The sequence below is a fragment of the Phenylobacterium sp. Root700 genome (genome assembly GCF_001429025.1).
Classification (GTDB): domain Bacteria; phylum Pseudomonadota; class Alphaproteobacteria; order Caulobacterales; family Caulobacteraceae; genus Phenylobacterium.
The window spans coordinates 242,039-261,590 of record NZ_LMHT01000011.1; the positions used below are offsets into that span (position 1 = coordinate 242,039).

A 19,552-nucleotide genomic window follows, 5' to 3' on the forward strand; every position below is an offset into this window, starting at 1 on the left:
CTATGGCGCACCCCTCGTTCGAAGCGCCGGGCTGGCGCTGGCTGAAGGCCAAGGTCTGGGGGCTGGAGCACGCCTTCGAGCGCGCCAAGGCCGCCGGCAAGGCCGAGGACGACACCCGTATCCGCATCTTCTTCGTGCTGGCGCTGTTCTCGGCCAGCTTCGCGATGCTGGCGGTCGGCGCCACGCGCGCAGCGCTGTTCTCCGATGTCGGGCACGGCAACGGCCTGGTGGGGCCGGTCGGCGCGGCGCGGGCCGACCTGACCGACCGCAACGGCGCGATGCTGGCCGCCGACCTGTTGCACTACGGCCTCTATGTCGATCCGCGCGAGATCTGGGACGCCAACGAAACCCGCCGGGCGCTGCGATCGGCCCTGCCGAACGTCTCTCGCGCGCGCCTGGAAAAGGCGCTGAAGGGCGAGCGCCGCGGCTTCGTCGCCAGCGGCCTGACGCCGGAAGAGCGCGCGCGGGTCAATGCGCTGGGCCTGCCGGGCGTCAGCTTCGAGGGTGAAGAGCGCCGGGTCTATCCGCTGGGCCACACCGCCGCGCACCTGATCGGTTTCGCCGACACCGGCGGAGTCGGGATCGCCGGCGCCGAGCGGGCGCTGAACGACAGCCTGCGGGCGGGCGCGGCCTCGAACGGGGCGGTGGCGCTGTCCATCGACCTGCGCGTCCAGGCGGCGCTGGAGGACGAGCTCTACAAGGCCGCCGCCGAGTTCCAGCCGCGCGGCGCCGTGGGCATCGTCACCGACGTCCACACCGGCGAAATTCTCGGCATGGCCAGCTATCCCACCTTCGATCCGAACCGGGTCTCGGTGGCGAGCGACGACGCCAAACTGAACCGCGCCGCCGCGGCGATCTATGAGATGGGCTCTACCTTCAAGGCCTTCACCGTGGCCATCGGCCTGGACACCGGGGTCGCTAATCCGTCCTCGACCTTCGACGCCCGCGAGCCCTATCAACTGGGCTATCGGACCATCAAGGACTACCACGCGGCCCGGAAGATCCTGACCCTGGTCGAGGTGTTCCAGCACTCCTCCAATATCGGCACCGCCAAGCTCGCCGAGAGCATCGGCGCCGATCGCCTGAGCCACTATTTCACCGCGCTTGGCCTCACCAAGCCGGCCAAGGTCGAGCTGATGGAGTCGGCTCGCCCGCTGACGCCGCGCAAGTGGGACATGGACGCGGTGGCCTCGACCTCCTTCGGTCACGGCATGAACGTCAGCCCGCTGGCGCTCTCCAGCGCCATGGGCGCGCTGCTCAACGGCGGCAATCTGGTGCCGCTCACCATCCGCAAGCTGGAGCCGAACCAGCGGCCCCAAGGCGTGCGGGCGGTCTCCGAACAGACCTCGATGCAGATGCTGCAGATCATGCGCGCCAATGTCATCGGCGGCAGCGGCAAGTCGGCCAATGCGCCCGGCCTCAGCGTCGGCGGCAAGACCGGCACCGGCGAGAAGTATGATCCGACCATTCGCGGCTACTCGACCCAAAAGCAGGTGTCGTCCTTCGCCGCGGTGTTCCCGACCTCCGGTCCCGTCGAGGACAAGCGCTACTTCGTGCTGATCCTGATGGACGAGCCGCATGGCAACGCCAAGACCTACGGCTATTCGACCGGCGGCTGGGTCGCCGCGCCGGCCGCCGGCCGGGTGATCGACCGCATCGCCCCGTTCCTGGGCGTCCAGCGCCAGAACGAGATCATCAAGGTCGTGGGTGAAGACGGCGTGGCTCAACCCCTGGCGGACGGTCACTGATGGCGGCGCCTCTTTCCGCGCTGGTCCAGCGCAGCCTTGACGCCGATCCGGTGATCGAGGGCGTCACCGCCGACAGCCGCAAGGTGAAGCCGGGCTTCCTGTTCGCCGCCTTGCCGGGGTCCAAGGTCGACGGGCGTGAGTTCGCGACCAAGGCGGTCGCGGGCGGCGCCGTGGCGGTGATCTCGGCCGTGGACCTGCCGGACCTCGGCGTTCCGGTCATTGTCACCCCGGACCCGCGCCGGGCCTACGCCCTGGCGGCCAAGGCGTTCTGGCGGGCCCAGCCGCCGGTTGTGGTCGCGGTCACGGGGACCAACGGCAAGACCTCGGTCGCCGCCTTCTGCCGGCAGATTTTCAACTATACGGGCAAGACCGCCGCCAGCATGGGCACCCTGGGCGTGCGCGCCACGGGACCTGGATTGGACGAGCAGATCACGCCGCCGGGCCTGACCACGCCGGACGCCGCCGACGTCGCCGAACTGATGTCGATCCTGGCCGCCAAGGGCGTGACCCACTTGGCGCTGGAGGCCTCGTCGCACGGCGTTGATCAGCGCCGGCTGGACGGCGTGACCCTGACAGCCGCCGGGTTCCTGAACCTGACCCAGGACCATCTCGACTATCACCACACGATGGACGCCTATCGGGACGCCAAGCTGCGGCTGTTCGAAACCCTGCTGCCGCGTGGCGCGACCGCTGTGCTGAACGCCGATTCCGACGCCTATGGCGCTTTCGCGGCGACCGCCGTGACCTCCGGCCAGAGCATCTATTCGGTGGGCGAGGCGGGGCAGGGTTTGAAGCTGCTGAGCCGTCAGCCGACCCCGGAAGGCCAGACCCTGAAGATCGAGGCGGCTGGAAAGACTTACGAAGTTCGTCTGCCGCTGGTGGGCGGATACCAGGCTTCGAACGTTCTGGTGGCGGCGGGCCTGTGCATCGCCGCTGGCGAGGACGTGGCGAGCGTGATGTCCGCACTGGAAACCATCGAGGGCGCGCCGGGTCGGCTGCAACGGATCGGGACCGGTCCGAAGGGCGGCGAGGCCTATGTCGACTACGCCCATACGCCTGACGGCCTGGAGACGGTGCTGAAGGCGCTGCGCCCGCACGTCGAGGGCCGGCTGATCGTGGTGTTCGGCGCCGGCGGCGACCGTGACCGCGCCAAGCGCCCGTTGATGGGCAAGGCGGCGGCCGACCATGCCGACATCGCCATCGTCACCGACGACAACCCGCGCAGCGAGGTTCCGGCCGCGATCCGCGCCGAGGTCCTGGCCGGCGCCAAGGGCGCGCAGGAGATCGGCGACCGCCGCGAAGCGATCACCGCAGCCGTGGCCCTGATGGGCGCGGGCGACGTGCTGGTGGTGGCCGGCAAGGGCCACGAGCAGGGCCAGACCATCGCCGGCGTCGTGCATCCCTTTGACGACGTGACCGAAGTCGCTCAAGCCCTGGAGGCGCTCCGTGGCTGAGCCGCTGTGGACCTCGCAGGAGATCGTCGCGGCCACGGGCGGGCGCTTGTCGGGCGCGCCGTTCGTCGTGAACGGGGTCTCCATCGACACCCGCTCCATCGAGACCGGCGATCTGTTCGCGGCCCTGGCCGGCGTGCGGGACGGCCATGAGTTCGTGGCCCAGGCCCTGGCGGCCGGCGCCTCGGGCGCACTGGTGTCGCAAGGCGTCGAGGGCTTGAGCGTCGTCGTCGAAGACACGCTCAAGGCCTTGGAAAGACTTGGAGAAGCCGCGCGTGACCGGGCGCCGCAGACACGTCGCGGGGCGGTCACCGGATCGGTCGGCAAGACCAGCGTCACCCAGGCGGTGCGCGCCGGCTTGATGCTGGCCGGCAAGGCCCACTCGTCGGTGAAGAGCTACAACAACCATATCGGCGTGCCCCTGACCCTGGCCCGCATGCCGCGCGATACTGAGCGCGCGGTGTTCGAGATCGGCATGAACCACGCCGACGAGATCGCGCCGCTGTCGCGGTTCGTGCGGCCGCATGCTGTGGCGATCACCACGGTCGGGCCGGTCCATGTCGAAAACTTCCCGGACGGCGAGACGGGCGTCGCCCGCGCCAAGGCCGAGATCTTCGCCGGTATCGAGCCGGGCGGCGTGGCGGTGCTGAACGCCGACAACAAATGGTTCGATCTGCTGAGCGCCGAGGCCCGCAAGGCCGGCGCGGAGGTCCGCAGCTTCGGCTCCGGCGAGGGCTGTGACGCGCGGTTGATCGACTTCCAGCCGCAGGCCGGCCGAGCGAACGTCCGCGCCCGCCTGCATGGCCGGGCCTTGGACTTTCCGATCCTGCAGACCGGCTTCCACTGGGGGCCGAACAGCATGGCCGTCCTGCTGATGCTGGAGGCGCTGGGCGTCGATCTGAACGACAGCCTGACCGCGCTCGGAGACTTCGAGCCGCTGGCCGGCCGCGGGGCCGAACAGGTCGTCAAGCTGGCGGGCGGCGACTTCACCCTGATCGACGAGAGCTACAACGCCAATCCGATCTCGATGGGCGCGGCCTTCGCCTCGCTCGGCGCGCGCAAGAGCGCGGGGCGACGGATCGTCGCGCTGACCGACATGTTGGAATTGGGGGCTGACGGCCCAGCTTTCCACGCCGGCTTGGCCGAGCCGCTGAACAGCGCCGGGGTGGACCTGGTGTTCTGCGCCGGGCCGCTGATGAAATCGCTGTGGGGCGCCCTTCCTCCGACTCGTAGGGGCGGTTACGCGGAGACAGCAGCGGAGCTGGCGCCGCTGATCAGCGCGGCCGTAGAGCCGGGCGATCTGGTGATGGTCAAGGGTTCGAACGGCTCGAGAGCCGGCGCGGTGGCCGCCGCGCTGGTCGCTCTCGACGTGCGTTCGTTGGAGAAGGGCTGATGCTCTATTGGCTGTATCAACAGCTGTCGGCCGACGGATATGTTCCGTTCCTGAACCTGTTGAAATATCAGACTTTCCGCACGGGCATGGCGCTGTTCACGGCGCAGCTCGTGGTGGTGGCCATGGGCTCGCGCTTCATTCGCTGGATGCAGGCCAAACAGGGCAAGGGCCAGCCGATCCGCGCCGACGGCATCGAACGCCACGTGGTCGAGAAGGCCGGCACCCCGACGATGGGCGGGGTGATGATCCTGGCCGGCCTGTTGGTCGGCACGCTGCTGTGGTCGGACCTGACCAACGTCTATGTCTGGGCCGTGATCCTGGTGACCGCCGGCTACGGCGTGCTCGGATTCACCGATGACTACGCCAAGGTCACCAAGCAGACGACGGACGGCGTCTCGGGCAAGGTCAGGCTGCTGATGGAGGCGCTCATCGCGCTCGCCGCCGTCGCCCTGATGGTGGTGTTCGGCACCAATCCGCCGGAGACCCCGGACCTGTCGACCTCGGTCGCGTTCCCGATCTTCAAGCAGCTGCTGATGCCGCTGGGCTGGTTCTATCTGGCCTTCGGCGCCTTCATCATCGTCGGCGCGGCCAACGCCGTGAACTTCACCGACGGGCTGGACGGCCTGGCCACGGTGCCGGTGATGATCGCCGCCGCCGCCTTCGGCTTCATCGCCTACCTCGTCGGCAATTTCGTCTTCGCCCAGTATCTGAAGCTGCACTTCGTGCCCGGCGTGGGCGAGGTGGCGGTCTATTGCGGGGCGATGATCGGGGCTGGTCTCGGCTTCCTCTGGTACAACGCGCCGCCCGCCAAGATCTTCATGGGCGACACCGGTTCGCTGGCGCTCGGCGGCGGTATCGGCGCGGTGGCCGTGGCGACCAAGCACGAGATCGTGCTGGGCATCATCGGGGGCCTCTTCGTGATGGAGACCCTGTCGGTGATGATCCAGGTCGTGTCGTTCAAGCTGACCGGCAAGCGGGTGTTCCGCATGGCGCCGATCCACCACCATTTCGAAAAGCTGGGCTGGTCGGAATCGACCGTCGTGATCCGCTTCTGGATCATCGCGGTGATGCTCGCTCTGCTGGGCCTCGCAACCCTGAAGCTGCGGTAGGGGAGGGCAGGCGTAGGTCATGATCCCGGTCCGCGGCTTTGAAGGCAAGACGGTCGCCGTGTTCGGCCTGGCCCGTACCGGGCTGACGGCCGCGCGCGCCCTGATGCTGGGCGGAGCGCAGGTCGCGGTCTGGGACGAACGCCCCGAGAGCCGCGCGATCGCCGAGGCCGAGGGCCTGCCGCTGGTCGACCTGACCACCGCCGACTGGAGCAAGTTCGCGGCCCTGATGCTGTCGCCAGGCGTGCCGCTGACCCATCCCAAGCCGCACTGGACCGTCGAGAAGGCCAAGGCGGCGGGTGTCGAGATCCTGGGCGACCTGGAGCTGTTCGCCCGCACGGTGAACGCCGCGCCCGAGCACAAGCGCCCGAAGATCGTCGCCATCACCGGCACCAACGGCAAGTCGACCACCACCGCCCTGATCGGCCACATCTGCGCCGCCGCTGGTCGCGACACGCGGGTCGGCGGCAATATCGGCGTCGGGGTCCTGGACCTGGACGACATGCATGGCGGGGCGGTCTACGTGCTGGAGATGAGCTCCTACCAGCTCGACCTGACCTCCAGCCTGAAGCCCGACGTGTCGGTGTTGCTGAACGTCTCGCCCGACCACCTGGATCGCCACGGCGGCATGGAGGGCTATGTCGCCGCCAAGCGCCGGGTATTGCTGAACCAGGGCAAGGGCGACACCGCCGTCATCGGGGTCGACGATCCCTGGGGCCAGCGGATCTGCACCGAGATCACCGCCGCCAACCGCCGGACCATCGTGCCGGTCTCGGCCTCCAAGGCCATGGGGCGCGGCGTCTATGTCCTGCAGGGCCTGCTCTACGACGCCACCGGCGAGCGGGCGGTGGAGATCGCCGACCTGCTGCGCGCCAAGTCGCTGCCCGGCCGGCACAACTGGCAGAATGCGGCGGCCGCCTACACCGCCGTGCGCGGGCTGGGCCTGACCTCGCAAGAAGCCGCCGACGGCCTGATGACCTTCCCGGGCCTGGCGCACCGGATGGAGACGGTCGGCCATGTCGGCAAGATCCGCTTCGTAAACGACAGCAAGGCCACCAACGCCGACGCCGCCCGCCAGGCGATGTCGAGCTATCCGAAGTTCTACTGGATCGCCGGAGGCCAGCCGAAGAGCGGCGGCATCGACGACCTGACCGACCTCTTCCCGAGGATCGAGAAGGCCTATCTGATCGGCGAGGCGCAGCAGGCCTTCGCCAAGACGCTGGCCGGTAAGGCGCCGGTCGCCGAGTGCGGCACGATCGAGGCCGCCGTCGCCATGGCCTATGCCGACGCCGCGGCCTCGGGCCAGGAGGCGGTCGTGCTGCTGTCGCCGGCCTGCGCCTCGTTCGACCAGTTCGCGGACTTCGAGGCTCGCGGCGAAGCGTTCCGCGCCGCCGTCGCCGCGCTCACCGCGCCGGCCGCCAAGGGCGCGCGGGCTTAGCGCCGGGTCGGGTCGTCGGCCGGATTGACGTAGGTCATGCCGAACGGACCCTCGGCCGAGACCTGCACCACCGCCCCGCCGTTTGAGAACGCGAAGTGGTTCATCTTCGCTCCCGCCACCGCGAACCCGCCTGGGGCCAGCTTGGCGCTCATGGCCGGGTCGAGCTTGTCGCCCATGCCCAGCGACAGGTCGCCGGAGATGACGGTGACGTACTCGTCGGACGGATGTTGATGGGCCGGGATCTTGTAGCCGGCGGGCATCTTGAGCCTGAGCACGAAGAGGCCGGCCTTCGTCGGATCGCCCGACAGTACGCTCATCTGCGCGCCGGCCGGGAAGACCGCTGGAGCCGGACCCCACTTCAGGTCGCCGGTGTTGACCTGCGCCGCAGCGGGCGAGGTGAAGCACAGCAAGCCACTCACGAGAACAACTGCCTTAAGCATGACGTTTCTCCTGTGGATGCAGGAGAATAGCACAGGTCGGGCATTGCCGATCAGTGGTTTGCGAGCGGCGCTTGTCGCCGCCGCCGATCCAGGGACCGGCGGCGACGATAGGCGAGTGCTAGGCCAGCAGTGCGACTTGGCGACGCCGCCGCAGGGCGGCGCCGGCCATGCCGAAGCCGGCGATCATCATGGCCCAGGTCGCGGGCTCGGGGACGGCGCTGCCGGGCGTGGCCGAGCCGAAGGTGATATTGTCGAAGCCCGTCTGGCCGGCCGCGCCGCCGAAGTCGATCGACTTGGCGAGGCCGCCGAACGCCACGCCGACCGAGGTCCAGTTGCAGAAGCCGCCGGTCGGGTCGCCGGCGCAGTTTTGGCTGTACTGGGCCGCCAGATTCAGGCTGCCCAGCAGGTTCCCGGTGGCGTTCAGTCCGTCATAGACGTTCACGGTGGCGGCGGTGGAGGAAGTGTAGAAGAACGAGAAGCCGGTCGAGAAGCCGGCCGCGTAGTTCAGGACGGCGTTGTTGGCGTTCTGGAAGAACAGGATCGTGCTTGCCGACGGTTCGTTGGCGAAGTTCCCGCTGCCGCCGGCGTCGGTATCGATCAGGCCGAGCGACGAGGATGAGAAGGCCACGCCGTAGTTCGCGCCGCTGTTGCCCTGGCTATCGGTCCCGCCATTGTAGAAGTTGTTGATCGCGGCTTGGTTGCCCACGCCCTCGAAGTCGAGGACGACGACGGCCGCATTGGCCGACGAAGCGGTCGCGACGGCCATCGCCGCCCCGAGTAGAAGGTTGCGCAGTTTCATCTGTGTGGCCCCTGTGGCGCTGAATGGTTCGAAGAACTGGCGTCAGCCCGGGATAGCCAGGGTGATTTCACCCCCCCCCNTGCAACATGCCTTTCAATCTCAGATGGAGAAGGTGATTCACCGCTCGCGCGAATGAACACGCCAGCGAGGCGGCCAATTTGAACTTGGCGACCTAACAGGTGGCCTGGACGCGTGTTGGATGAGCTCTCGAGGGGCGCCCGCCTCGGCGGCCTATCGGTCGCAGCGCGGAGCTGTCGGGAGTTAAGGAAAATTAATCATAAGAGGGTCTTCTGCGGCGTGCGAATAGCGCGCACCCGAAAGCCCAACGGACCTGTTCATGAAAGCCAACCAAGCCCACGCCTTCGCACGCAGCGACAGGTCGCCGGTGGGCGTGTGGTGGTGGACCACCGATCGCTGGATGCTGGGCGCCGTGGCGGCGCTGATCTTCATCGGCGTGATGATGTCCTTCGCCGCGAGCCCCGCGGCCGCGGCGCGGATGAATGTCGGCGATCCCTTCCATTTCGCGGTGCGTCAGTGCGTGTTCGCCGCCGCCGGAGCGATGATCCTGGTCTCGACCTCGATGCTAGATGGGCGCGGCGTCAGGCGTGCGGCGTTCTTCATCTATGTGATCGCCATCGCCATCATGATCGCCCTGCCGTTCATGGGGCACACGGCCAAGGGCGCGACGCGCTGGGTGCAGCTTGGCGGCTTCACCCTGCAGCCCTCGGAATTCATGAAGCCAGCCCTGATCGTGCTGGTCTCCTGGATGTTCGCAGAAGGGCAGAAGGGCCAGGGCGTGCCCGGCGTCTCCATCGCCTTTGGCCTCTACTTCCTGTCGGTCGGCCTGCTGCTGGTGCAGCCGGACGTCGGCCAGACCGTGCTGATCACCGTGGCGTTCGGCGCGGCCTTCTGGATGGCGGGGGTGCCGCTGTCCTGGGTGATGCTGCTGGGCGGCGTAGCCGTGACCGGCCTGTCATCGACCTATTTCCTGTTCCCGCACGTCGCGAGCCGGGTTGACCGGTTCCTCAGTCCGGAACGCGCCGACACCCACCAGGTCGACCGCGCCGCCGAGGCCATCGCCGCTGGAGGCTTCTTCGGGCGCGGGCCGGGGGAGGGCGTGATGAAGCGCCACGTGCCCGACCTGCACACCGACTTCATCTATTCGGTCGGCGCCGAGGAATACGGCCTGATCTTCTCGCTGCTGCTGATCGCCTTGTTCTCGTTCATCGTCATCCGCGGCCTCTATCGCGCCATGAAGCTGAGCGATCCCTTCGAGCAGGTGGCTGCGGCCGGCCTATTCGTCCTCGTCGGCCAACAGGCCTTCATCAATGTGGCCGTGAACCTGAATATGATCCCGACGAAAGGCATGACCTTGCCGTTCATCTCCTACGGCGGCTCGTCCATGCTGGCGATCTGTCTGACCCTGGGCATGGCCCTGGCGCTGACCCGTCGCAGGCCGGGGGCCTATTCCCAAGGCGAGGGCCTCGCCAAGGCCGGCGCCTTCGCCTAAAGGCTCGTGATGCGTAAGATCGCCGTCGTCGCCGCCGGGGGAACCGGGGGGCATCTGTTTCCGGCTCAAGCGCTGGCCGAGGCCCTGATCGCGCGAGGCTGGCGCATCGTGCTGGCCACCGACGAGCGCGCCGCCGCCTTCGCCGAGAGCTTCCCCGCCGAAGAGCGTATCGGGCTGTCGGCCCGCACCTTCGAGCGCGGCAACCCTGTCAGCATGGCCCAGGCCGGGATCGCCATCGTGCGCGGCTTGCTGCAGGCGCGCGCCGCCTTCACCCGGATCGATCCGGCCGTGGTGGTGGGCTTCGGCGGCTATCCGTCGGTGCCGGGCCTGCTGGCTGGGATCACCCAGCGGCGGCCGACCCTGCTGCACGAACAGAACGCGGTCATGGGCCGGGCCAACCGCCAGCTGGCCAGCCATGTCCGCTCCGTCGCCTGCGCCTTCCCCGTGTTGCAGAAGGCGCCAGGCCGCGTCGCCGAGAACGCCGTGGTGGTCGGCAACCCGGTGCGTCCCGACATCCGGGCCCTGGCCGATCTGCCCTATACGCCGCCGACCGCCGACGGCCCGGTGCACCTGCTGATCACCGGCGGCAGCCAAGGCGCGCGCCTGCTCTCCGAACTGATGCCCGAGGCCATCGCCAAGCTGCCCGAGGAGCTGCGCGTGCGGCTGAAGGTGCAGCAGCAGACCCGCAAGGAGTCGATGGACGGCGCCCGCCGCATCTACGCCAACGCCATGGTCGAGGCCGAGATCGCGCCGTTCTTCCGCGACATGGCCAGCCGCCTGCGTGACGCCCATCTGGTGATCGGCCGCTCGGGCGCGGGCACGGTCTGCGAGTTCGCGGTGGCCGGAAAGCCCGCCATCTTGATCCCATTGGCCATCGCGCTGGACGACGACCAGGGCCAGAACGCCCGGGTCATGGCCGACGCCGGCGGGGCCGAGGTCGCCCGCGAGAACCAACTCACCGTCGACACCATGTCGAACGCCCTTCTGAAACTGCTGACCAACCCCGAGCGCCTGGCGCGCATGGCGGCCGGCGCGCGATCCATCGCCAAGCCTGACGCCGCCGAACGCCTGGCCGATCTGGTCGAGAGAACCGCCGTCCAAAGATGAACAAGCGCCCCGTCCCCTTCGCCCTCGGCCCCGTGCATTTCGTCGGTATCGGCGGGATCGGCATGAGCGGCATCGCCGAGATCATGCTGCGGATCGGCTATACGGTGCAGGGCTCCGACGCCAAGGCCAGCGCCAACACCGAGCGGCTGGAGAAGCTGGGCGCCAAGGTCTTCATCGGCCAGAGCGGCGCCAATGTCGAAGGCGCGTCGGCCATCGTCTATTCGACGGCGATCAAGGCCGATAATCCCGAGATGGTCGCCGCGCGCGAGCGGCGCATCCCGCTGGTGCATCGCGGCGAGATGCTGGCCGAACTGACCCGCCTGCAATACTCGGTCGCGGTCGGCGGCACCCACGGCAAGACCACCACCACCTCGATGGTCGCGGCGCTGCTGGACGCGGGAAACCTCGACCCGACAGTGATCAACGGCGGGATCATCAACGCCTACGGCACCAACGCCAAGGTCGGCGAAGGCGAGTGGATGGTGGTGGAGGCCGACGAGAGCGACGGCACCTTCCTGAAGCTGAAGTCCACCTGCGTCATCGTCACCAATATCGACCCCGAGCACCTGGACCACTACGGCGACTTCGACGCCGTGAAGAAGGCGTTCCAGGACTTCGTGGAGAACGTGCCGTTCTACGGCTTCGCGGCGGTCTGCACCGACCATCCGGAGGTCCAGGCCATGGCCGCGCGGGTCCAGAACCGCCGGGTTATCGCCTATGGGACCAATCCCCAGGCCGAGGTCCGCGCCGAGAAGATCAGCATGGGGCCGGACGGCTCGCGGTTCGACGCGGTGTTCGCCCCGCAGGACGGCGAGGTCGTGCGCCTGGAAGACCTGCACCTGCCGATGGCCGGCCAGCACAACGTGCTGAACGCCACGGCCGCCATCGCGGTCGCCCGCGAGTTGGGCGTTTCCGACGCGGACATCCGCAAGGGCCTGACCGGGTTCGGCGGGGTGAAGCGCCGCTTCACCACCATCGGCGTGGCCAACGGCGTGCGGGTGATCGACGACTACGGTCATCACCCCGTGGAGATCTCCTCGGTGCTCAAGGCCGCGCGCGCGGTGACTGAGGGCCGGGTGATCGCCGTGGTGCAGCCGCACCGCTATTCGCGCCTGCACGACCTGTTCAACGAGTTCTGCGGCTGCTTCAACGACGCCGACACGGTGATCGTGGCCGACGTCTATACGGCGGGCGAGAGCCCGATCCCCGGCGCAGACCGCGACGGACTGGTCGAGGGCCTGCGCCGCTTTGGCCATCGCCGCGCGGTGCCGCTGGACAGCCCGGCGCACCTGGCCGCCTTGATCGCCGAGGAGGCTAAGGCCGGCGATCTGGTGGTCTGCCTGGGGGCCGGCGACATCACCGTCTGGGCGCACGCCCTGCCGGCTCAACTCGAGGCGCTCTCCAAGTGAGCTGGCGAGACAGCCTGCCGGAGGTCCGCGGCCGCATCCTGAAGGATGAGCCGCTGGCGCCCTTCACCTGGTTCCGGGTCGGCGGTCCGGCCGACGTAATCTTCCTGCCGCAGGACGAGGCCGATCTCGCGGCCTTCCTGAAGGGGCTCGATCCGTCGGTGCCGGTGACGCCGATCGGCGTCGGCTCCAACACCCTGGTCCGCGACGGCGGGGTCGACGGGGTGGTGATCCGGCTGGGCAAGGCGTTCGGCGAGGTCGAACCGCGCGGCGACAACAGGATTTTCGCCGGCGCCGCCGTGCTCGACGCCGTGCTGGCCCGTGAGGCGGGCAGGGCGGGGATCGCCGGGCTGGAGTTCTATCGCGGGGTGCCGGGCTCCATCGGCGGCGCCACGGTGATGAACGCCGGGTGCTACGGCGCCGAAACCAAGGACGTGCTGGTCGAGGCCTACGCGGTGACGCGGGCCGGCGAGCGGGTGACCTTCAGCAACGCCGAGATGGGCTTCACCTATCGCAAGTCGGCCAAGGCCGCGCAGGGCGGCCTGATCTTTACCGGCGCCTTGTTCGAGGGCCGGCCCGACGATCCCGCCGCCATCGAGGCGCGGATGGCCGAGATCACCTCGCGGCGCGAGACCACCCAACCGATCCGCGAGAAGACCGGCGGCTCGACCTTCAAGAACCCGCCGGGCCATTCCTCCTGGAAGCTGGTCGACGAGGCCGGTTGGCGCGGCAAGCTGCACGGCGGGGCGATGTTCTCGCCGCTGCATTCGAACTTCCTGATCAACACCGGTGAGGCCACCGCGGCCGATCTGGAAGGCCTGGGCGAGGCCGTCCGCGCCGACGTGAAGGCCAAGCTGGGGGTCGAGCTGGAATGGGAAATCAAGCGAATCGGCCGCCCGGCCGGCTGATCTTCGTTAGCGCGGTGGAGATCGTCGGGGCCTAGGCGACAGGACAACGCCGCCGGCCTCTCGACCGACGGCGTGACTGTAGAGCTTGCGGCGATCAGACGGCCGCGAAGACGTTCCGGCGACGGTTGTTGCGGACCATCGAGCCGACCGCGCCGAAGCCGATGATCATCATCGCCCAGGTGGCCGGTTCGGGTACGCCGCCCGGGTTCGGGTTCGGCAGGCTGCCATTGTCGACCGACAGCGACGACTTGGCCAAGGAAACGAACCAGCCGGCGTCGTTGATGTCGATCTTCATGAAGACCTGCAGGCCGCCGGCGATATCGTCGAAGAAGTTCGAGCCCAGGTTGAAGCCGGTGAACGAGTAGATGTCGTTGGCGCCGGCCAGGCTGCCGATCTCAGTCAGGACGCCGTTGTCATAGGCGTAGATCTTGTCGATCTCACCTTGCGCCGCATCGACGTCGAACGCGCTGATGTTGAGCGTGGCCGTCGTGAAGGCGCCGGCGATCGCGCCATGGGTGTAGCCCCAGTCCTGGCCAAACCCGCGATAATAGGGGCTGCTGACCGTGTCGGCGGGGGTCGGCGTGAAGTATCCGAGAGGCGCTTCGACCGTATCGGTGTACGGCGCCGCGGCGCTGGTTCCAGCGCTGAGCAAGGTTAGAGCAGCCGCAGCGACGGAAACCGCTGCGAGGCGGAGATTGGACGTCAGTTTGATGGTCATGGGTGCCCCACGAATTGAAATATAACGATCTTCGTCGAACGCTATTATCTCATTAACCAATCAGCAACCACTTTTGCGAGTGCTGATAGGATTTCACCGCCGGGGCGAAAAAATCGGGTTCAGCCCGCCAAGGTCGCGGAAGATGTCAATTGGTTCGTCGCCGAAGCCCAGCAATTACGCCAAGACTGCCTGAATGTTGGCGGCGCCTTGCTCATCCAAGGCCAAGAATCTACTCGGAATTGTTGCGTCGTGACGTTCAGAGACTCATCCATACGATGAAAGGTGCTGGCTACTTACGGTGGAAGACTCAGATGGCCGTCTGGAGCCGGCTCGCGCCCAGAGCCTGATCGGCCGCCACTAGCCGGACGCTGGCCGTGGCCTTGGTCAGCCAGGTTCCAGTCTGATCGTACAGGCGGGCCTCGACAAATCCGACGCTCTTGCCCAACTGCACGACCTGGCCCTCGCCGATGATAGGGCCGACCTTGGCCGGGGCGAGATAGTGCACGTGCATGTCGATGGTGGCGCAAAAGAGCGCCCCCTGCGTGTGGGTGAAGATCGCCGGTCCCATGGTGTCGTCGAGCATGGCGGCGAGGAAACCGCCCTGGATGAAACCGGCCGGATTGCGGAATTCGGGCCGGGCCTCGAAGCCGATGCGGATCCAGCCTTCGGCCGGTCTGGCGTCCAGGACTTTCCAGCCCAGCAGGTGGGCGCAGGGCGGGGCGGGCAGGTGGTCGAGGGCGGTTGCGACGGGCATTTCGGTCTCCGATTGAGGCGAAGGATGCGCCATGGCTGCGGCCAGCGTGCTGTCAGCAGCGCGCGGCCTTGACAGGACTCTGTGCGAAGCGCACCCGCCGATCATGCGCATCGCTCTCCTTGCGGCCTCCGCGGCCAGCCTTCTCGCCATCCATCCCGTCCACGCCGCCGACCTGGCCGCCACAGCCGCCGCGCTTCGCGACAAGGCTTTGAAGGACTCCACCGCCTGGGACGTCACCGAGTCCCTGACCACCGAGGTCGGCGCCCGGCCGCAGGGCTCGCCCGGCATGGACCGGGCCCGCGACTGGGGCGTGGCGAAGCTCAACAGTCTCGGGTTCGAGAACGTCCATGTGGAGACCTTCGAGGCGGTCTCCTGGATGCGCGGCGCCGAGAGCGCCGAGGTGGTCTCGCCCTATCCGCAGAAGCTGCAGATCCTGGGCCTCGGCCGCTCGACGCCGACGCCGGCCGGCGGGCTGGAAGCCGAGATCGCGCTCTTCAAGACCCTCGACGAGATGCTGGCCCAGCCGCCCGGCGCCTTGAAGGGCAAGATCGCCGTCGTCACCCAGAAGACCCGCAAGACCCAGGACATCAAGGGCTACGCCGCCGCCGTGCGGGCGCGCTCGTCCGGCGGGGCCGAGGCCGCCAAGCGCGGGGCGGTCGCCTACCTGGTCCGTTCGATCTCCACCGACGACACCCGGCTGCCGCACACCGGCGGGGGCGGGGTGTCGGGCATCCCGACCGCGGCGCTGTCCACCCCCGACGCCGACCTGCTGGAGCGGATGGTCGCGCGCGGCAAGCCGGTCCGCATCAAGCTCGCCATGGCCTCGACCCAGCGGGACAAGGCGCCGGGCTACAACGTGGTCGGCGAGATCCGGGGCCGCGAGAAGCCCGAGGAGATCGTCGTCATCGGCGGCCACCTGGATTCCTGGGACGCCGGCACCGGCGCCGTGGACGACGCGGCCGGCATCGCCATCACCACCGCCGCCGCCAAGCTGATCGCCGACCTGCCGCAACGCCCGCGCCGCACGGTCCGCGTGGTGATGTGGGGCGCTGAGGAGCAGGGCGGCTCAGGTCCGGCCTACGCCGAGGCCCACAAGGGCGAAGTCGGGAACATCATCGTGGCGGGCGAGAGCGACCTGGGGGCGGGGGAGATCTTCAACGCCAAGCTGCCGCAAGGCAGCCTGGGGCACCCGGCGATGAAGGCTTTCGCCGCGGCGATCTTACCGCTGAACACCATCATCTCGTCGGAGCCGGCGAAGAACGGCGGCTCCGACATCGCCGGCTTGCAGCAGCTGGGCGTGCCGGTGACCGAGTTCCAGCAGGACGCTGGCCGCTACTTCGACCTGCATCACTCGGCCGACGACACGCTCGACAAGGTCGATCCGAAGGAGCTGGCCCAGAACGTCGCGGTCTGGGCGGCCTTCGTCTACACCGTCGCCGACAGCGACATCGACTTCCGCAAGGCGGCGGGTCAATGAGCCTGCCGCTGTCGGGCCGCCACGTCGCCCTGCTGTGGGGCGGTCTTTCGGCCGAGCGCGAGGTCAGCCTGTCCTCAGGGCGTGAATGCGGCGCGGCGCTGGAGCGGCTGGGGGCCAAGGTCTCCTATGTCGACGCCGGTCGCGACCTGGCCCAGGTGCTGGCGGGGCTGAAGCCGGACGTCTGCTTCAACGCCCTGCATGGGGAATGGGGCGAGGACGGCTGCGTGCAGGGCGTGCTGGAGACGCTGGACCTGCCCTACACCCACTCGGGGGTGCTGGCCTCGGCCCTGGCCATGGATAAGGCCAAGGCCAAGGCGGTGATCGCCGCTGCAGGCGTCACGGTGCCGGGCGGTGGCCTGTTCAACCGCCATGTCGCCGCCGCCGATCACGTGATGGCGCCGCCCTATGTGGTGAAGCCCAACGCCGAGGGATCCTCGGTCGGCGTCTTCATCGTCCGCGAGGGCGCCAACCAGCCGCCGCAGGAGCTGGCCGCTCCCAGTTGGACCTTCGGCGAGGAGGTGATGATCGAACCTTATATCCGCGGCAAGGAGCTGGCGGTGGCGGTGATGGGCGGCAAGGCGGTAACTGTTACCGAAATTGTGCCGCGCACAGACTTTTACGATTACGAAGCCAAGTACGCGCAGGGCGGTTCGGAGCACGTTTTGCCGGCCGCAATCCCTTACCCCGCCTTCGAAAAAGCCCTGGAGATGGCCGAGCGTGCGCATGCCGCACTTGGTTGCCGAGGGGTTACCCGATCTGACCTTCGTTATGACGACATTAACGACATTCTGGTCCTTCTAGAGGTGAACACACAGCCCGGCATGACGCCTACCTCGCTCGTCCCCGAGCAAGCGGCGCTGAAGGGCGTGGACTTCGACCGTCTGGTGCTTTGGATCACGGAGGATGCGTATGCCCGCGGCAGTGCGGGGGGAGTCGCGAGTATCGGCGAAGCCCCGGGCCAAAACGCCCGCTAGCTCCAAATCTCGGCCCCGGGCAAGCAAGCCCGGGACCTCGTATTCGCCTGCCAAGTTGGGCGCCACGCGCGGCGTCGGCCTGTCGCCCTGGCATGCGCTGATCGCGGCCGGCGGGGTCGTGGCTGTCGCCCTGGTGGTGACCATGGCCACCGGCCACCGCGCCGAGAAGCTGGGTTCCTCGGTCGGCACGGGCGTCGGCGGCCAACTGGCCGGCATGGGCTTCAAGCTGAAGGCCGTCCACGTGCAGGGCGCGTCCGAGATGGCGACCCCCGATATCCTGCGGGCGGCCGGCATCTATCAGGACCAGCCCATGCTGGGCATCGACCTGGAGCAGGTCCGTCAGCGCGTGGAAGCCGTGGGCTGGGTGAAGGAGGCGCGCGTCGTGCGCCTGCTGCCCGACACCCTGGTGCTGGCCGTGGTCGAACGTCGTCAGCTCGCCGTTTGGCAGAGCGGCGGCCGCAGCCACGTCATTGACGAAACCGGCCGGGTCATTCCCGAAGCCAACCCCGCCCGTTTCCCGACCCTGCCGTTGATCGTCGGGGCAGGGGCCAACGAGGCCGCCGCCGCGATCTTGCCGGAAGTGGCCGCCAGGCCGCGCCTGGCCGAGCGCCTGGAGGCCCTGGTGCGGGTCGACGGTCGTCGCTGGGACCTGCGGATGAAGGACGGATCGCTGGTGCAGTTGCCGGCGGTGGACGAGGGCGCGGCCCTGATCCAGCTCGAGCAGCTCGACCAGCGCTCGCGGATCCTGGAGCTGGGCTTCGAACGGATCGACCTGCGCGATCCGACTGTTGTTGCTGTTCGCCCGCGCGACGGGGTCCTTCCGGGCCAACTCGTCGCCAACGGCGCTTGATCTAGAAGGGACTGAGGACTTGTCGAGCCGCGTTGAGGACCGCAAGGAAAACCGCGAAGGCCTGAAGGCCGCGCTGGGCCGTCAGCCCGTGGTCGCGGCCGTGGATCTGGGCGCGTCCAAGGTCACCTGCTTCATCATGAAGCCGGACGGCGTGCGTCGGGGCGACCGGACCCTGACCGCCGCCGGCGTCGGCTATGTGCAATCGCGCGGCGTGCGCGGCGGCGCGATCATCAATCTGGATGAGGCGTCCGACGCCATCGCCCAGGCGGTCGAGCGGGCCGAGAACGTGGCCGGCGTCCAGGTGCAGAGCGTCACGGTCGCAACCGCCGGCGGCCAACTGGCCAGCCATCGCATCTCCGGCCGCGTCTCGATCGGCGCCCGTCCGATCTCGGACGGCGACCTGGTGCGCGCCATCCAGCAGGCCCTGGCCCAGATCAAGATCCCCGGCCGCCGCGCCGCCCACATCCTGCCGGTCGCCTGGACCGTCGACGGCCAGAACGCCATCCGCGACCCGCGCGCCATGTTTGGCCGTTCGTTGGGCGTCGAGCTGTTGGTGGTCTCGGTGAGCGAAGCGGTCTTCCAGACCCTGGGCGCCTGCGTCGAGCGGGCTCACCTGCAATTCGAAGGCGTGGTCGCCGCGCCCTTCACCTCGGCGCTGGCCGCCTTGGAAGAAGACGAGATGGACCTGGGCGCGGTCTGCATCGACATGGGCGGCGGTTCGACCTCCGCGGCGGTGTTCAGCGGCGGTAGCCTGGTCCACGTCGAAACCCTGGCGGTCGGCGGCAGCCACGTGACCGCCGACATCGCGCGCGGTCTGTCGACCTCCATCGCCGGCGCCGAGCGGATCAAGACCCTGCACGGTTCGGCCATCGCCTCGGCCAACGAAGACCGCGAGATGATCGAAGCTCCGCCGCGTGGCGACGATCCGGGGGCGGGCCCGGTGATCGCGCCGCGCTCGCTGCTGAAAGGCATCATCGCCCCGCGCGTTGAAGAGACCCTGGAACTGCTGCGCGACCGGTTGAAGGCCTCGGGCGCTCCGGTGGAGTCCGGCGCGGGCCTGGTCCTGACCGGCGGCGCCAGCCAACTGGCCGGCGTGCGCGAGGTCGCGGTGCGGGTGTTCGACCGTCCGGTCCGCTTGGGCCGTCCGCGCCGCGTGCCGCATCTGGCCGACGCCGCCTCAGGGCCGGCCTTCTGCGCCGCCGCCGGCGTCCTGCAACGCGCCGCCTTCGGTCCGCGCGAGGCGGTCTCGGCCAAGGCCCTGGCTTCGGTGAAGCTGCGCCGCGAGCCGCTCGATCCTCGCGCCAATCCGGTGGCCAAGGCCGCCGCCTGGCTGCGCGAAAACCTCTGAGTCGTTTCGACGGGACGTATGGTTAAGGTTGAGCGTGGCCGGCGGCTGCGCTCGCCCTGGATGTAAAACTCTGTTCGATGAGCATCTTGGGCTAAAAGGGCGATTGCTGAGTCGTGACGCCGCCG

17 protein-coding genes are annotated in these 19,552 nt (G+C 68.6%); 13 read left to right on the forward strand and 4 right to left on the reverse strand.

The window, feature by feature from the left end; all coding sequences use genetic code 11:
* Window positions 1–2: 2 nt before the first annotated feature.
* Genes ASE02_RS06700 through murD form a run of 5 tightly spaced genes read left to right on the forward strand, consistent with a single transcriptional unit; the run spans window position 3 to window position 7,136 of the window.
* Window positions 3–1,748, forward strand: coding sequence for a penicillin-binding protein 2 (locus tag ASE02_RS06700; RefSeq protein WP_056732417.1), 1,746 nt, complete (start codon window positions 3–5; stop codon window positions 1,746–1,748).
* Window positions 1,748–3,202, forward strand: a complete 1,455-nt coding sequence (locus tag ASE02_RS06705; protein ID WP_056732419.1) for a UDP-N-acetylmuramoyl-L-alanyl-D-glutamate--2,6-diaminopimelate ligase — start codon at window positions 1,748–1,750, stop codon at window positions 3,200–3,202. Before ASE02_RS06700 ends, ASE02_RS06705 begins: the two co-directional genes overlap by 1 nt.
* Entirely contained in the window at window positions 3,195–4,592 is a 1,398-nt protein-coding gene (gene murF / locus ASE02_RS06710) for a UDP-N-acetylmuramoyl-tripeptide--D-alanyl-D-alanine ligase (RefSeq protein ID WP_056732421.1), read from the forward strand. Before ASE02_RS06705 ends, murF begins: the two co-directional genes overlap by 8 nt.
* Window positions 4,592–5,701 carry a phospho-N-acetylmuramoyl-pentapeptide-transferase gene (gene mraY / locus ASE02_RS06715; RefSeq protein ID WP_056732423.1) on the forward strand — a complete coding sequence of 370 codons (1,110 nt, stop codon included), beginning with the start codon at window positions 4,592–4,594 and terminating at the stop codon, window positions 5,699–5,701. The genes murF and mraY overlap by 1 nt, the downstream gene beginning before the upstream one ends.
* A 19-nt stretch (window positions 5,702–5,720) precedes the next feature.
* Window positions 5,721–7,136: a UDP-N-acetylmuramoyl-L-alanine--D-glutamate ligase gene (gene murD, locus ASE02_RS06720; protein ID WP_056732425.1), complete on the forward strand. Its 1,416-nt coding sequence runs from the start codon at window positions 5,721–5,723 to the stop codon at window positions 7,134–7,136.
* Here murD and ASE02_RS06725 read toward each other — a convergent pair.
* Window positions 7,133–7,576: a cupin domain-containing protein gene (locus tag ASE02_RS06725; RefSeq protein ID WP_056732428.1), complete on the reverse strand. Its 444-nt coding sequence runs from the start codon at window positions 7,574–7,576 to the stop codon at window positions 7,133–7,135. The genes murD and ASE02_RS06725 overlap by 4 nt on opposite strands.
* Before the next feature lie 118 nt (window positions 7,577–7,694).
* Window positions 7,695–8,375, reverse strand: a complete 681-nt coding sequence (locus ASE02_RS06730) for a PEPxxWA-CTERM sorting domain-containing protein (RefSeq protein ID WP_056732429.1) — start codon at window positions 8,373–8,375, stop codon at window positions 7,695–7,697.
* A 337-nt stretch (window positions 8,376–8,712) separates the two neighbouring features.
* On the opposite strand from ASE02_RS06730, the gene ftsW reads away from it, so the two are divergent.
* The 4 genes from ftsW to murB are packed head-to-tail and all read left to right on the forward strand — an operon-like array spanning window position 8,713 to window position 13,306.
* Complete coding sequence (gene ftsW / locus ASE02_RS06735) at window positions 8,713–9,885, forward strand: putative lipid II flippase FtsW (protein ID WP_056732431.1); 1,173 nt, start codon at window positions 8,713–8,715, stop codon at window positions 9,883–9,885.
* 9 nt (window positions 9,886–9,894) lie between these two features.
* Entirely contained in the window at window positions 9,895–10,992 is a 1,098-nt protein-coding gene (gene murG, locus ASE02_RS06740; protein WP_056732433.1) for an undecaprenyldiphospho-muramoylpentapeptide beta-N-acetylglucosaminyltransferase, read from the forward strand.
* A complete protein-coding gene (gene murC, locus ASE02_RS06745; protein ID WP_056732435.1) occupies window positions 10,989–12,401 on the forward strand; it encodes a UDP-N-acetylmuramate--L-alanine ligase in 1,413 nt (470 codons plus the stop codon). The genes murG and murC overlap by 4 nt, the downstream gene beginning before the upstream one ends.
* Window positions 12,398–13,306 (forward strand): UDP-N-acetylmuramate dehydrogenase, encoded by a 909-nt coding sequence (murB, locus tag ASE02_RS06750; RefSeq protein ID WP_056732436.1) that lies wholly within the window; start codon window positions 12,398–12,400, stop codon window positions 13,304–13,306. The genes murC and murB overlap by 4 nt, the downstream gene beginning before the upstream one ends.
* A 94-nt stretch (window positions 13,307–13,400) precedes the next feature.
* On the opposite strand, the gene ASE02_RS06755 is transcribed toward murB, so the two are convergent.
* Window positions 13,401–14,024, reverse strand: a complete 624-nt coding sequence (locus ASE02_RS06755; RefSeq protein WP_056732439.1) for a PEPxxWA-CTERM sorting domain-containing protein — start codon at window positions 14,022–14,024, stop codon at window positions 13,401–13,403.
* A 307-nt stretch (window positions 14,025–14,331) separates the two neighbouring features.
* Window positions 14,332–14,778, reverse strand: coding sequence for a PaaI family thioesterase (locus ASE02_RS06760; protein WP_056732441.1), 447 nt, complete (start codon window positions 14,776–14,778; stop codon window positions 14,332–14,334).
* A gap of 103 nt (window positions 14,779–14,881) precedes the next feature.
* Between ASE02_RS06760 and ASE02_RS06765 the strand changes: the two genes are divergently transcribed.
* Genes ASE02_RS06765 through ftsA form a run of 4 tightly spaced genes read left to right on the forward strand, consistent with a single transcriptional unit; the run spans window position 14,882 to window position 19,427 of the window.
* Entirely contained in the window at window positions 14,882–16,255 is a 1,374-nt protein-coding gene (locus tag ASE02_RS06765) for a M20/M25/M40 family metallo-hydrolase (protein WP_056732443.1), read from the forward strand.
* Window positions 16,252–17,229 carry a D-alanine--D-alanine ligase gene (locus ASE02_RS06770; RefSeq protein WP_056732444.1) on the forward strand — a complete coding sequence of 326 codons (978 nt, stop codon included), beginning with the start codon at window positions 16,252–16,254 and terminating at the stop codon, window positions 17,227–17,229. Before ASE02_RS06765 ends, ASE02_RS06770 begins: the two co-directional genes overlap by 4 nt.
* Window positions 17,165–18,079 carry a cell division protein FtsQ/DivIB gene (locus tag ASE02_RS06775; RefSeq protein WP_056732445.1) on the forward strand — a complete coding sequence of 305 codons (915 nt, stop codon included), beginning with the start codon at window positions 17,165–17,167 and terminating at the stop codon, window positions 18,077–18,079. Before ASE02_RS06770 ends, ASE02_RS06775 begins: the two co-directional genes overlap by 65 nt.
* A gap of 19 nt (window positions 18,080–18,098) precedes the next feature.
* Entirely contained in the window at window positions 18,099–19,427 is a 1,329-nt protein-coding gene (gene ftsA, locus ASE02_RS06780; protein ID WP_056732446.1) for a cell division protein FtsA, read from the forward strand.
* Window positions 19,428–19,552 lie beyond the last annotated feature (125 nt).

What these genes read in the sequence shown, in the direction of transcription:
- ASE02_RS06700 (WP_056732417.1), top strand. Translation starts at nt 3, where the DNA reads ATGGCGCACCCCTCGTTCGAAGCGCCGGGCTGGCGCTGGCTGAAGGCC.
- ASE02_RS06705 (WP_056732419.1), top strand. Translation starts at nt 1,748, where the DNA reads ATGGCGGCGCCTCTTTCCGCGCTGGTCCAGCGCAGCCTTGACGCCGAT.
- mraY (WP_056732423.1), top strand. Translation starts at nt 4,592, where the DNA reads ATGCTCTATTGGCTGTATCAACAGCTGTCGGCCGACGGATATGTTCCG.
- murD (WP_056732425.1), top strand. Translation starts at nt 5,721, where the DNA reads ATGATCCCGGTCCGCGGCTTTGAAGGCAAGACGGTCGCCGTGTTCGGC.
- ASE02_RS06725 (WP_056732428.1), bottom strand. Translation starts at nt 7,576, where the DNA reads ATGCTTAAGGCAGTTGTTCTCGTGAGTGGCTTGCTGTGCTTCACCTCG.
- ASE02_RS06730 (WP_056732429.1), bottom strand. Translation starts at nt 8,375, where the DNA reads ATGAAACTGCGCAACCTTCTACTCGGGGCGGCGATGGCCGTCGCGACC.
- ftsW (WP_056732431.1), top strand. Translation starts at nt 8,713, where the DNA reads ATGAAAGCCAACCAAGCCCACGCCTTCGCACGCAGCGACAGGTCGCCG.
- murG (WP_056732433.1), top strand. Translation starts at nt 9,895, where the DNA reads ATGCGTAAGATCGCCGTCGTCGCCGCCGGGGGAACCGGGGGGCATCTG.
- murC (WP_056732435.1), top strand. Translation starts at nt 10,989, where the DNA reads ATGAACAAGCGCCCCGTCCCCTTCGCCCTCGGCCCCGTGCATTTCGTC.
- ASE02_RS06755 (WP_056732439.1), bottom strand. Translation starts at nt 14,024, where the DNA reads ATGACCATCAAACTGACGTCCAATCTCCGCCTCGCAGCGGTTTCCGTC.
- ASE02_RS06760 (WP_056732441.1), bottom strand. Translation starts at nt 14,778, where the DNA reads ATGCCCGTCGCAACCGCCCTCGACCACCTGCCCGCCCCGCCCTGCGCC.
- ASE02_RS06765 (WP_056732443.1), top strand. Translation starts at nt 14,882, where the DNA reads ATGCGCATCGCTCTCCTTGCGGCCTCCGCGGCCAGCCTTCTCGCCATC.
- ASE02_RS06770 (WP_056732444.1), top strand. Translation starts at nt 16,252, where the DNA reads ATGAGCCTGCCGCTGTCGGGCCGCCACGTCGCCCTGCTGTGGGGCGGT.
- ASE02_RS06775 (WP_056732445.1), top strand. Translation starts at nt 17,165, where the DNA reads ATGCCCGCGGCAGTGCGGGGGGAGTCGCGAGTATCGGCGAAGCCCCGG.